General features: G+C 41.3%; 12 protein-coding genes and 1 other annotated feature. Of the genes, 11 read left to right on the forward strand and 1 reads right to left on the reverse strand.

The genetic code is table 11. The features are described 5' to 3' along the window. The first annotated feature begins 119 nt into the window (after positions 1–119). The 3 genes from ACYQY7_RS00005 to ACYQY7_RS00015 are packed head-to-tail and all read left to right on the forward strand — an operon-like array spanning position 120 to position 4,173. A complete protein-coding gene (locus tag ACYQY7_RS00005; protein ID WP_461200273.1) occupies positions 120–2,021 on the forward strand; it encodes a beta-galactosidase in 1,902 nt (633 codons plus the stop codon). A 20-nt stretch (positions 2,022–2,041) separates the two neighbouring features. Next, positions 2,042–3,061, forward strand: coding sequence for a LacI family DNA-binding transcriptional regulator (locus ACYQY7_RS00010; RefSeq protein ID WP_461200128.1), 1,020 nt, complete (start codon positions 2,042–2,044; stop codon positions 3,059–3,061). Between the two features lie 59 nt (positions 3,062–3,120). Further along, positions 3,121–4,173, forward strand: a complete 1,053-nt coding sequence (locus ACYQY7_RS00015) for an aldose epimerase family protein (RefSeq protein ID WP_461200129.1) — start codon at positions 3,121–3,123, stop codon at positions 4,171–4,173. 37 nt (positions 4,174–4,210) lie between these two features. On the opposite strand, the gene sspI is transcribed toward ACYQY7_RS00015, so the two are convergent. Then, positions 4,211–4,420 carry a small acid-soluble spore protein SspI gene (sspI, locus tag ACYQY7_RS00020; protein WP_461200130.1) on the reverse strand — a complete coding sequence of 70 codons (210 nt, stop codon included), beginning with the start codon at positions 4,418–4,420 and terminating at the stop codon, positions 4,211–4,213. Between the two features lie 83 nt (positions 4,421–4,503). On the opposite strand from sspI, the gene msrA reads away from it, so the two are divergent. The 8 genes from msrA to ACYQY7_RS00060 all read left to right on the forward strand — a co-directional run bounded on the left by msrA (position 4,504) and on the right by ACYQY7_RS00060 (position 13,713). Further along, positions 4,504–5,028, forward strand: a complete 525-nt coding sequence (msrA, locus tag ACYQY7_RS00025) for a peptide-methionine (S)-S-oxide reductase MsrA (protein WP_461200131.1) — start codon at positions 4,504–4,506, stop codon at positions 5,026–5,028. After that, a complete protein-coding gene (locus ACYQY7_RS00030) occupies positions 5,025–5,777 on the forward strand; it encodes a TrmH family RNA methyltransferase (protein WP_461200132.1) in 753 nt (250 codons plus the stop codon). Before msrA ends, ACYQY7_RS00030 begins: the two co-directional genes overlap by 4 nt. A 70-nt stretch (positions 5,778–5,847) precedes the next feature. Beyond that, positions 5,848–6,083, forward strand: a binding site (T-box leader). 46 nt (positions 6,084–6,129) lie between these two features. Further along, positions 6,130–7,164, forward strand: coding sequence for a phenylalanine--tRNA ligase subunit alpha (gene pheS / locus ACYQY7_RS00035; protein ID WP_461200133.1), 1,035 nt, complete (start codon positions 6,130–6,132; stop codon positions 7,162–7,164). A gap of 14 nt (positions 7,165–7,178) precedes the next feature. Beyond that, positions 7,179–9,593: a phenylalanine--tRNA ligase subunit beta gene (gene pheT / locus ACYQY7_RS00040; protein WP_461200134.1), complete on the forward strand. Its 2,415-nt coding sequence runs from the start codon at positions 7,179–7,181 to the stop codon at positions 9,591–9,593. Positions 9,594–9,803: 210 nt separating this feature from the next. Beyond that, entirely contained in the window at positions 9,804–10,256 is a 453-nt protein-coding gene (locus ACYQY7_RS00045) for a hypothetical protein (RefSeq protein ID WP_461200135.1), read from the forward strand. A 124-nt stretch (positions 10,257–10,380) separates the two neighbouring features. Continuing rightward, the gene (locus ACYQY7_RS00050; protein ID WP_461200136.1) at positions 10,381–11,271 is read left to right on the forward strand and encodes a polyprenyl synthetase family protein; all 891 of its coding nucleotides are present in this window, start codon (positions 10,381–10,383) and stop codon (positions 11,269–11,271) included. Between the two features lie 21 nt (positions 11,272–11,292). After that, positions 11,293–11,448: a competence pheromone ComX gene (gene comX, locus ACYQY7_RS00055; RefSeq protein WP_461200274.1), complete on the forward strand. Its 156-nt coding sequence runs from the start codon at positions 11,293–11,295 to the stop codon at positions 11,446–11,448. A 6-nt stretch (positions 11,449–11,454) separates the two neighbouring features. Further along, entirely contained in the window at positions 11,455–13,713 is a 2,259-nt protein-coding gene (locus tag ACYQY7_RS00060; protein ID WP_461200137.1) for a sensor histidine kinase, read from the forward strand. Positions 13,714–13,722 lie beyond the last annotated feature (9 nt).

Here is a 13,722-nt window from a genome sequence, read left to right on the forward strand (position 1 = left end):
TATATAAACTTTAATACCTTCCTTTGGAAATTATATTCCAAAGGCTAGGTGGGGGTTGTTTTTTGCCAAATTTTGTTTTCAGGATAGACAAGAAATACAAAAAATATTCAGCTCACTTTATGATGTGGCTGAATAGTTACCAAGGAATCAAAGAACTAGGGGCTAACATCGTTCGCATCGGGGAATTTTCTTGGCACTTAATGGAACGAACAGAAGGAGATATTGATTTTTCTTTTTTTGATGAAGTAGTGAAAAAGTTGAAAGAGAATGGGCTTTCAATTATGTTTGGTACGCCGACCGCGACATTTCCCGCTTGGTTAGCAAAAAAACATCCAGACATTTTATCTAAAGACGAGTTTGGGCGTATTCGTGTTTTTGGTGGAAGAAGACAATATTGTTTTAATTCAACAACATATCGCTTATATGCGGCAAATATAACGAAGCAGCTTGTGACACATTACAAAGGTGAAGAAGCGATTATTGCTTGGCAAATTGATAATGAATTTGGACATGAAGGAAGTGATATGTGTTATTGTGAACAGTGCCATCGAGAATTTCAACAATTTTTGAAAGAGAAATATAAGCAAATTGATGTGTTGAATGAAGCGTACGGAACAATTTTTTGGGGACAGACATACAACGATTTTTCAGAAATTCCAATGCCAACGAAAACAATTACAACGCATAATCCATCTTTGCAGTTAGATTGGGCTCGTTTTCGTTCATTTTCCGTCAACCGTTTTGCCCATGAAATGACAAACATTGTAAGAAAACATAAAGGTTCCCATCAGCAAGTGACAACAAACGTATCCGGTGGCTTCTTTAACAAATGGTTTGATCATGAGGAAAATGTTCGGCTCATGGACTTCGTGTCTTATGATAACTACCCTGTATGGGGAGGGCTAGACGAGCCGATTTCCCCGGCAGCGATTGCGATGAGCCATGATTTTAACCGCGGATTGCTTGGGAGAAACTATTGGATTGTTGAAGAACTTATGGGAGCGCAAGGGCATGAGATGATTGGATATTTACCGCGGCCGAATCAAGCAAAAATGTGGTCGTATCAGGCGTTCGCCCACGGATGTACGAATATGTTATATTTTAGTTGGCGTGGAATGGATCGAGGAACAGAGCAATTTTGTTATGGAATTGTAGATCATAGCAATATACGCGGAAGAAAGTATAAAGAAGTACAATCTGTTTTTTCGCATATTCCGACATTCGAACATGTGTTACAATCACCCATTCAAGCGGATATTGCTGTTTTATATGACTATGACAACATTTGGTCGTGGCGTTTTCAGCCACAAAGCAAAGCGTTCGATTTTACGACGGAACTTCTTCGGTTATATGAGCCGTTTTATCGTTTAAATGCAAACATCGACGTTATTCCTGTGTCGCGCGATTTCTCAACATATAAAGTACTCGTCATTCCTGTATTACAAATCATTGATGAAACATTAGCCGAAAAATTGAAAACGTTTGCCCGATGCGGTGGGACGATTATATTTTCTTTCCGCACGGGATTGAAAAATAAACAAAACAACATCCATTTTAAACATATATTACCTGCATATGTGAGCGACCTTGTCGGTGCGCATATTCACGAAGTGGAGTCGCTTGCTTATCGTCGTGTTCCAATTGTTGGAGAGGAACGATGGAAAGGTCGAAAAGCGATGTGTTCCGTTTGGCGCGACTTGCTTGAGCCGACAACAGCCAACGTGTTATATCGATATGACGATCCATTTTATCCACTTGCTGCGATAACAGAAAATCAATATGGTGATGGGAACGTGTATTATATTGGCGGTGGAATAGACGCTCATGTGCTCAATGACCTTGCAAAAGAAATTGTACAAAAACATCACATATGGCATGTAGAAAGTGACGAAGGTGTCGAAGTGTATCGACGTGTATGTGATGATGGGGAGTATATGTTCGTCCTAAATCATACAGATCAAGAAAAACAATTTCGTGATTTGATCCTTAAACCGTACGGTAGTAAAATTGTTAAAATTTAGAATAAGAAAGGGATGCATCGATGGCTACATTGAAGGAAATTGCCGAGAAAGCAGGGGTTTCGGTCGCCACTGTTTCGCGTGTGTTAAACTACGATACAACGTTATCCGTCTCGGACGAAACGAGAAAGCGCATTTTTGAAATTGCGCAAGAGCTTAACTATAAAACGCCGAGGGAACGCAACCAGCTACATGCCAAAGATCGACTTCGCTTTGGCGTTGTCAACTGGTACTCGGAATCGCAAGAGCTTGACGATCCATACTATATGGCAATCCGTCTCGGAGTAGAAAAAGAATGTTTTCACCGTCAAATTGAGCTTGTCAAGTTGTTTAAGAAAGATGGTTCGTATGAATCAGAATGGTTAACAAGTTTAGATGGAATTATTGCTGTTGGAAAGTTTGGAAAACGAAATATTGACTTATTCACTTCGGTCACAAAACATATTGTTTTTGTTGATTACTCTCCTAATGAAGATCGCTTTGATTCTGTCGTTGTTGATTTTCGGAAAGCAACTGCTCGTGTTCTTCAATATTTAATGGATCTCGGTCATAAGCATATTGGCTATATTGGAGGACGCGAATATGTCGACGATGGTCAACTGATTCAAGATGAGCGTGAACGTACATTTTATGAATATTTATATTTGCGCGGGATATTCATTCCAGAGTACGTATTCACCGGGCGTTTTATTGCTGAAGATGGATATATGTTAATGAAACAAGCGCTTCAGCTACCAAATCGTCCAACTGCGTTTTTTATCGCAAGCGATTCGATGGCGATTGGAGCGTTGCGAGCGCTACATGAAGCTGGAATTGATGTGCCAAATGAAGTGGCCATCGTAGGCTTTAACGACATTCCAACATCGAAGTTTGTCCAGCCACCGTTATCGACTGTGCAAGTTTATACGGAATTTATGGGCGAGACGGCCGTTGAATTGCTTGTTGAACAAATTCAAACGAAAAGAGAAATACCGAAAAAAATTGTTGTTCCAACGAAACTTGTTGTAAGAGAAAGTAGCTGTGCTCATACAGTAAAGAAATAGCTTCCACTTTGGTGAGAGCTATTTCTTTTATGACATTATCCAAAAAGGAGTACAAAAACATGAAGCTTGTACAAGAGCGACGAACAGAAATCGACGGTCAACCAATCATCGCATTTACGCTTGCAAATGACTATGGAATGGAAATCACTTGTTTAAATTACGGCTGTATAATTACAAGCATAATTGTTCCTGATAAAAATGGAAACTATGAAAATGTCGTTTTGTCATTTGATGACTTTTCTTCTTATTTGACAAACCGTCCATACTTAGGAGCTGTCATCGGGAGGGTAGCGGGAAGAATAAAAAATAGTTGTTTTGAGTTAAATGGGAAAACATATAAGCTATATGCAAATGAAAACAAAAACCATCTACATGGTGGGGAGAAAGGCTTTCATCATGTTATTTGGCAAGCAGCAGGATTCTCAAAAAAAGAAGAAGTCGGTGTACGTTTTTCATATCGAAGTATTGATGGAGAAGAAGGATATCCAGGAAATGTTGATGTACAAGTCACATATACGTTAAATAATCAAAATGAGCTCATCATTTCTTACCATGCCATTTCGGATCAAGACACTCCGCTTACATTAACGAACCATACGTATTTTAATTTAAGCGGCAACGCAAAAAGAGATATTTTGCAACACAGGTTAAAAATCAATAGCGATCGGTTTTTACAGTTGGATCACGAGTTTCTTCCAACTGGCGCATTGCTGGATGTGACAGGCACTCCATTTGATTTGCGCGAAGGAAAAACAATCAAAGAAGGCGTGGAAGCAACTCATCCGCAAATTGTCTTAGTCGGGCAAGGATATGATCATCCATTTGTGTTAAATGCTCATTATGAGGAAGAAATTGTCTTGTTCGACCCGAAAAGCGGACGAACATTAATAGTGGAAACAGACGAACCAGGGGTAGTAGTATACACAGGCAATCAACTTCCAGATGGGATGAAGGTAAACGGGGTGCCATCGCGAAAATATTTGGGCATTTGTTTAGAAACACAAGCGTTACCGGATGCGGTACATCATCCACATTTTCCGCCTTGCATTTTGCGGGCAGGAGAAGTGTATTCATCGACGACAAAATATGCATTTCGTGTGGCACATAAATAGGGGCGACAATGTAAAAAGATAGCCTTCGCATGGAAGGCTATTTTTTTACGGCTTCTTCTAATGTGGCAAGCATCGATTGTTTTTGTTCCTCTGTTGCATGATTCCATAACGCTTCAAATAAAACGCCAAGACCAGGCAAATATTTTTCTTCACCTTGTTGAATCGCATCAACGATCGTATGTTCAAGATGGTCTTTTGAACTGTTTGCGACGTTTGCCATGACGGCACCACGTAAATTAAAGTCCATTGTTTTCACTCCATTCTTTATGTATTGCGTACGTAGTTTTTGCTATAATGATAATTACTATTCATCAAAGAGGAGAGAGGAAAATGGAAAAAGCAACATTTGCTGGAGGTTGTTTTTGGTGCATGGTCACTCCGTTTGAAGAGCTTGATGGTATTTACGGCATCGTTTCTGGATACACAGGCGGTCATGTGGAACATCCGACGTATGAACAAGTGAAAACGGGAACGACAGGGCATTACGAAGCGGTGCAAATTACGTTTGATCCAGATGTGTTTCCGTACGAAAAATTGTTAGAGTTGTATTGGTGTCAAATTGATCCGACGGATGACGGCGGGCAATTTCATGACCGTGGTCCGCAATATCGAACAGCAATTTTTTATCATAATGAACGGCAAAAAGCATTAGCTGAACAATCAAAAAAACAATTAGAAGAAAGCGGACGTTTTTCAAAACCGATTGTGACAAAAATTTTACCTGCGACAACGTTTTATCCAGCAGAAGACTATCATCAAAATTACCATAAAAAAAATCCGAAACATTATAAAGAAGACCGCGCTGCCTCAGGCCGCGATGAATTTATTGCGAAACATTGGGGGAACAACGAGTGAAACGAATTGAATCACCAAAAAATGAGCGAGTGAAGCAATGGAAAAAGCTTTTAACGAAAAAAGAGCGCGACAAAACCGGGTTGTTTCTCATTGAAGGATTTCATTTAGTCGAAGAGGCAATAAAAAGCGGCGTTTATATTGAAGAACTCATCATCGCTGAACATGCGACCATTCCAGCAAGCTGGAACGTTGCGCATATTCCAATGACGATCGTGACAAATGACGTAATGAAAGTAATTAGCGACACGGAAACACCGCAAGGCATCGCAGCGGTATGTAAACAACTGCATTGGAACATTGATGATATACAAACGGCATTGTTCATTGACGCCGTACAAGATCCGGGGAATGTAGGGACGATCATTCGCACCGCAGATGCCGCAGGAGTAGACGTTGTTGTTGTTGGTGAAGGGAGCGCAGATATATACAATGCAAAAGTCATGCGTGCAACGCAAGGTTCGTTGTTTCATTTCCCTGTTATAAAAGGAGATATTGGTCAATGGATCGCTCGCTTCCAAAACAAGCATATCCCCATTTATGGCACATCGCTTCAAAATGGGGTAGACTACCGTTCTGTATCTCCTTCTTCATCGTTTGCATTAATTGTTGGAAATGAAGGAAGTGGAGTAAGCGATAAGTGGCTGCAACAGACGACAACAAACTTATATGTGCCGATTTATGGGAAGGCAGAATCGTTAAACGTAGCCGTTGCAACAGGAATTTTACTTTACCATTTGCAGAAAAAATAAACATATGTTTGTATCGTCACCTTGCACCTTATTGCCTATTTGCTTATAATAAATGAAGAATTTCATCATACAAAAAACGATGATCGAGAAGAGTAGCTTGCCGATCGCCATTCAGGGAGAAAACGCCATAGACTGCGAGCGTTTTTATGGTAGAAGCAAGTGAATTCACCTCGGGAGTTGGCGCTTGGACCATTTTGCACATGCAAAATGTAAAGGCGTTCCGGTGTAGACCGTTATCGCAATGAAGTGAGCTATGCGAACGACATAGCTAACAAGGGTGGTACCGCGAGTGCACTCGTCCCTTACTTAAGGGGCGAGTTTTTTTATTTATATCGATCAGAGGAGGGTTTTTATGAAGGAGCGGTTACAACAACTTCAACAAGAAGCACTTGAAAAAATTGAACAGGCAAACGATTTAAAAGCGCTCAATGACGTGCGCGTCGCATATCTCGGCAAAAAAAGCCCAATTACAGAAGTGCTGCGCGGCATGGGAGCGCTGTCTCCTGAAGAGCGTCCAATTATGGGAGCGCTTGTGAACGAAGTGCGCGAAGTGATTCAAACAGCGCTTGAAGCAAAGCAAGCAACGCTTGAACAAGCAGAAGTCGAGAAAAAACTAGCGGCGGAAGCGATTGACGTGACACTTCCAGGACGTCCGATTAGACGCGGCAATCATCATCCGTTAACGCGCGTCATTGAAGAAATTGAAGATTTATTTATCGGAATGGGCTATACGATTGCTGAAGGACCGGAAGTCGAAAAAGACTATTACAACTTTGAAGCGCTCAATTTGCCAAAAGGTCATCCAGCGCGCGATATGCAAGATTCATTTTATATTACAGAGGAAATTTTATTGCGCACGCATACGTCACCAGTGCAGGCGCGCACAATGGAAAAACATGAAGGGCGCGGTCCTGTAAAAATCATTTGCCCGGGAAAAGTATATCGCCGCGACAACGATGATGCAACACATTCCCATCAATTTACGCAAATTGAAGGACTTGTTGTGGACGAAAACATTCGCATGAGCGACTTAAAAGGAACGTTGCGCGAGTTTGCTCGCAAAATGTTTGGTGAAGATCGCGACATTCGCTTCCGCCCAAGCTTTTTCCCATTTACAGAACCGTCTGTTGAAGTCGATGTTTCATGTGCAAATTGCGGCGGAAACGGTTGCAGCGTATGTAAAGGAACAGGTTGGATTGAAATTTTAGGGGCAGGGATGGTTCATCCGAACGTACTTGAAATGGCAGGATTTGATTCGAAAAAATATACAGGCTTTGCGTTCGGTATGGGTCCGGAGCGTATTGCAATGTTAAAATACGGCATTGATGATATTCGTCATTTTTATCAAAACGACATTCGTTTCTTACAACAATTTAATCGGGTGTAAAAGGAGGTTGCATGATGTTTGTTTCATACAAATGGCTACAACAATATGTTGATTTAACAAGTATTACGGCAAAAGAGTTGGCTGATCGCATCACAAAAGCAGGCATTGAAGTGGAAAGCGTTGAGGTGCGCAATAAAGGGATACAAGGTGTCGTCATCGGACATGTCCTCGAGCGCGAACAACATCCGAACGCCGATAAATTAAGTAAATGTTTCGTCGATATTGGCGAAGGAGAGCCGGTGCAAATTATTTGCGGGGCGCCGAACGTCGCAAAAGGACAAAAGGTCGCTGTTGCTAAAGTTGGTGCCGTATTGCCTGGTAACTTTAAAATTAAACGCGCCAAACTGCGCGGTGAAGAATCGAACGGCATGATTTGTTCGTTGCAAGAACTTGGCGTGGAGTCAAAATTAGTGCCGAAAGAATACGCCGACGGCATTTTCGTTTTCCCAAGCGATGCGCCGGTCGGAGCTGATGCGCTACAACTACTTTACTTGGATGATGAAGTGTTAGAACTTAGTTTAACACCAAACCGTGCCGATTGTTTAAGCATGATTGGCGTTGCTTATGAAGTAGCAGCGATTTTAGGGCGGAGCGTGAAGCTTCCGACAATCGAACTTCACGAAAACAATGAAAACGTTCATGATTATATTTCAGTCCGCGTCGATGCGCCAGAAGACAATCCGCTATATGCGGGGCGCATTGTGAAAAACGTGAAAATTGGTCCATCCCCTCTTTGGATGCAAGCGCGTTTAATGGCGGCCGGCATCCGCCCACATAATAATGTCGTTGATATTACAAACTACATTTTACTTGAATACGGTCAGCCGCTTCATGCGTTTGACTACGACCGGCTCGGTTCAAAAGAAATCGTCGTTCGCCGCGCAAAAGCGGGTGAAACGATCGTGACGCTTGATGATGTAGAGCGCACGCTCACAGAAGATCATCTCGTCATTACAAACGGGAAAGAGCCTGTCGCTTTAGCTGGTGTGATGGGCGGTGCAAACTCGGAAGTATGTGATGAAACAATAAACGTATTTATTGAAGCGGCATATTTTAACGGGGCGACGATTCGCCAAGCGGTCAAAGATCACGGATTGCGCAGTGAGTCGAGCACACGCTTTGAAAAAGGAATTGATCCTGCGCGCACGAAAGAAGCGCTTGATCGTGCAGCGGCGTTGATGGCGGAATATGCTGGCGGGGAAATCGTTGGCGGCGTTGTCGAAGTCAACACGCTGACAAAAAAAGAAGTCGTCGTTACGATTACGTTAGATCGTATCAATCTTGTGCTTGGCACAACAATTACGAAAGAAGAAGTCGCAGGCATTTTAACGAACTTGCAATTTACATTTACAGAACATGACGGTACGTTTACGATTACTGTTCCGTCACGTCGTGCAGATATTACAATTGAAGAAGACATCATCGAAGAAGTGGCGCGTTTATATGGATACGATCATTTGCCAGCGACATTGCCGATCGGCGAGGCGAAGCCAGGGAAACTCACCCCATATCAAGCAAAGCGCCGCCACGTGCGCCGTTATTTAGAAGATGCGGGATTATTCCAAGCGATTACGTACTCGCTCACGAACGAGGCGAAAGCAACGATGTTTACGCTTGAAACGGCGGAACCGATCCGTCTCGCTCTTCCAATGAGTGAAGAACGCAGCGTCTTGCGGCAAAGTTTAGTGCCGCACTTGCTAGAAGCCGCAAGCTACAACCGCGCTCGCCAAGTCGAAAACGTAGCATTATACGAAATCGGCTCGGTATATTTAGCAACGAATGAACACGAGTTGCCAAACGAAAAAGAGCGGTTAGCCGGCGTCTTGACAGGCGTATGGCACGCCCATTTATGGCAAGGAGAGAAAAAAGCAGTTGATTTTTATGTCGCAAAAGGCATTGTAGATGGCTTGGTTGCGTTGCTAGGATTAGAGAGCCGCATCGAATACAAGCAAGCAAAACGCGAGCACCTTCATCCAGGACGTACAGCCGATATGTTGCTAGACGGCAAAACAATCGGCTTTATCGGTCAGCTACATCCGATCGTGCAAAAAGAATTTGATTTAAAAGAAACGTATGTATTTGAGCTAGACCTTGAAGCTTTATTAAAAGCGGAAGTAGATGATATTCGCTATACAGCGATTCCGCGCTTCCCATCCATTACGCGCGATATTGCGCTCGTCGTTGATGAGCATATTGTTGCGGGTGAGTTGCAAAAAGCGATTATCGAAACAGGCGGAGAGCTATTAAAAGAAGTAACGATTTTCGACGTTTACAAAGGCGACCGCCTTCCAGAAGGAAAAAAATCGATCGCCTTCTCGCTTCGCTACTACGACCCAGAGCGGACATTAACAGATGAAGAAGTAACAAACGTCCACGAACAAGTGATCCAAGCGGTCGAACAACAATTCGGCGCCACATTGCGCGCATAAAACGAATCCCCATCTGATGCACGAGCATTGGATGGGGGTTTTTATATGTTGGGAACATCCTCAGAATGGATGAGGGAATTTTTGTCTAGTCCGCCAAAATTGGCGGGCACACCGCCAAAAAAATGGCGGGGTTCGACATCAAGTTGGCGGTGAAGAATAGAAAACAGTGAAGTATAATCAAACTATTAAAACGAAGGAGGAATTTTTAAGATGATTCGTCAATTGATCCGTATAGCAGTAGCGGTAATGCTTGTTGGAGGAATTTTATTTGGCATAGGAAAAGATTCGTTGGCAACTTCGAATCAACAGGGGATTAATTCCTCAAAAGAATCAGGGACGATTACTCCTCAATCGATTGCCTCAAAGACAAAAACAACAACGATCCAAGTTGGACAAACCGTTCAGACTTTGTATGTGACAGGAACTTTTGAAACTCAGTATAGTGATGTTCATAAAAGACAACTGTTTTCGGGAGTTAAATCGATCTCCTCAAAAGCGTCTGGCAGCGGGACGTGGACACAGACAGGATATAATGCGGAATTAATTGATGGTGGTCGCACATACGTCATTACGGTCTCCGGGAAATATTCCTATCATGGTGCAACATATACGATTTCAACAAGTATAGAATTTTATTGTAATGCTAATCGTTCTATTGGGTAGTAAGTGATAACAAAGCAAAAGACTTGTCACAATCTTCGACAAGTCTTTTTATTTTTCAGGAAGGAATTTCATTGGAATTGTCGAATATTCCCTATATATAAATATTTATTCAAGGTGCGATAGGATGAGCGAAAAGGGAAAAATAGCGAAGCAAATGAAAGAAATCGTGAAACAATTGGTGTCGGAACCACAACTGAAAGCACACATGTTGGTCGCAATCGAGCAACATATGAAAGAGAGCGATTTGTTGTTTGGGCGGTTGGCTTATTTGCATTATGACTTGTTTTCGACACAAGGAGATCACTCAACATATATCGCAGCGGCTATTGAATTAATCGTGCTTGCTGGCGATTTACTTGATGACGTAGTCGATCAAGATCGGCTAAAAGATGATGCGATTGCCGTACATACTGCGATTGGGTTTTTGTTATTAGGGCAGCAAGTAATTGCTCATTCAAACATTGCTGATGGAAAGAAATTAAAGGCACTATCATATGTTACGTCTTGCTTGTTGCAAAGTGTACACGGACAACAGACTGATGTGGCGTGTGACGTACAAACAGAAGCAGAATATATAAAAATGGTAGAGAAAAAATCAGGCTCTCTTGTTGCGATGGCTTGTGTCATTGGGGCATTATTAGCAGGAAAAGAGGACATCGCAACGCTTGAAACATATGCTCGCTACATCGGTATTGCAGCACAAATCGACAATGATCTTGATGCATTGTATCGATGGGACGAAAAGAATGATATTCAAACAAAGAAAAAGTCGCTTCCGATTTTGTATATGCTAGAAAGCAAGAACGATAACTTGTGGAAGCAGTATTTCAACAACGATATAGACTACGATCGGATGTATGTCCAAAAAGAAAAAGCGCTTCAGCAAATGGAACAGGAAGGAGCGATTTATTACGCAAAAGTGATGAGCCAAATTTACAAGGAAAAAGCGATGCAAGAAGCCGAAAAACTAGATGCAGATGATGCGTATAAATCTGCGCTGAAAACATTTATTTAAGAATGTTGGAGGGGGATTGTGATGCAACAAATCATTCGCTTTTTAGTAGAACATTCGGAAGTGATCGAAAAATTAAAAAATGGTACGGTGAGCTTCATTGGTTTAAGTGAGTTAGAGTTAAAAGCAGTGATAAAGGTGTTTAGCGAATCGACCAGTCCGCTTAGATATTGGATGTAGATCACGATGAATCGACCAGTTATTGCTATGGTTATTGCTTCGATTGCAGCGCTATATTTAACCATTTTAAATGTTAAGCATCCATTGGTCGGTATGGATGTAGTAGAAAACAAGAATGGGAATATGATTGTTAACGATCTTTACGAGTTTGGCTGGGCAAAAACACATGGGATTCATATTCATGATCAAGTGCTGAAAGTGGATGGAAAGCCCCCGCTCTCCCATTTTACTGTCCGGAAATACAAAACCATCGAACAGGCGAAAACAATCACCATTCAAAGAGGAAATAAAATCCAAACATTTACAGTTGACTATCAATCGCATGGAACGGAACAGTGGTTGTATTATATTATTTTGCCGACGATTTTTTTTCTATTCGCTGTTGGTTTAAGCGTTTTTTTGCTTCGTTTGCGACCAGATAATAACTCGGCGACCGTGCTGATTTACTTGTTGTTATCGACAGGGCTTTGTTATATCAGTGCCAGCTTATCAGCGAAACATGCGCCTTTTGGAAGGCAAATATTCAGCGGTGCATTTTTCATGCTGCCTCCGCTATTTTTGCATTTTGTTTACAACTATTTTGAAAACGAAAAGAAAGTATGGTTTGCGAAAAAAATCGTCTTTTCCCTTTATTGGTTTAACGTTGTGATGTTTATTATTTCACTGATGTCTATACCGTTTCGTTCGATAAGTGAAATGGAAGTGTTATTGACGGCATTTTTTATCAATACGGTTACCATTCTCGCTTTGTTAGGAAAAGGGTTCGTTGATCTAAAAAAAGATGAACAGCAACATACGATAAAAGGATTGTTATTGGCAATTAGTTTATCGACGATCCCATTTCTTTTCTTTTATATTCTCCCTATGCTAGTGATGAAAAAATGGATACTGCCAGCGGAATTAACCGTTAGTTTTCTCTTCGCCTTACCGATCGTTTTCTTTTATTTAATGGCAACAGATCAACTGTTTCAACTGCCATTTTCCATCGAGCGGTTAAAGTATCTTAGTTTGTTCGCATTATTCCCATCTTTTTTTATGATGATTGTGTACAATCAATGGCTCCATCGCTCTAGAAAATGGGCTGAACTTTTTGTTTTATTTTCTATCGTTTACATCATCGTCTTTGCTACTTTGTACGTAAAAGAATGGTTAGACCGCAAATGGCGGACAAAATTACGTATGCAAAAACATTTTTATCAAGAGAGCTTGTATCGCATAAGTGAACAACTGAAAAAACAACGTACAGTAGAAGGAGCCATGTATTGTTTGGAAAAGGAATTGCAAGAAATTTTAAACGTGGAAAAAATAGAGGTGGTGCAGTCCATAAACGAACCGCTTTCTTTCGAGTACAATCAAGCACATTGGGCGAATATCGTCAAAAAAATAAATGGTGCTCCATTTTCTGTCGGACGAGTAATTGAACATCGTTCCTTATTTGTCGTGTTTATCGGTCTATTTCGTCAAACCCCTTTATGGTTAGTGGGACAAAAGAAACACCCTCTTTTATTTCGCGCCGAGCAAAAAGACTGGCTATCTACCGTTGTTTATTATACGAGCATGACGATGGAAAACATGTTAAAAGTGGAGGATCTATTGAAAGAGTTAGATCGCTTAAAAGAAAAAGAACATTCGATTTCATTTGCTCGATTCATGTTTCAATGGTCAGAAAGGGAAAGAAAAAAACTTGCGATCGATTTGCACGATACATTGCTTCAAGATTTAATTTTGTTAAGAAGAAAAGTGGAAAACTTGCTTGTTCAACCTCTGTACGTGGAAGATATACAAAAACAGCTAAACGATATCGACGAGGAGCTCCTCAATGTTATTGATGTAACAAGAGAAATATGCCATGAATTAAGACCGCCGTTTTTGAGTCAGATGGGACTAAAACAAGCCATCACACAGCTTATTGACCGATTTCATTTACGTACGAATATAAAAGTAAAGTGGAATGTTCACATACAAGCTAAATTAGGAGAAGAACAGGAACTGGCGATGTATCGGATCATACAAGAATTGTTAAACAACGCCGTAAAACATTCTCAAGCATCAACGATCCACCTCGTATTGGATGCACAAGATGAGGCTGTTCAACTTCGTTATGTGGACGATGGAGTAGGAATAGAGATGGAAAAATCAAATGATCATCATGGTAATTTAGGATTATTTGGAATAAAAGAGCGTGTGCAAGGATTAGGTGGAACATGCAAAATCGCGTCATCGCATGGATCTGGATTAGAGATAACGGTAACCATTCCATTATAAACGTACGGA

It is taken from the genome of Anoxybacillus sp. TBDG-1 (assembly GCF_054815885.1).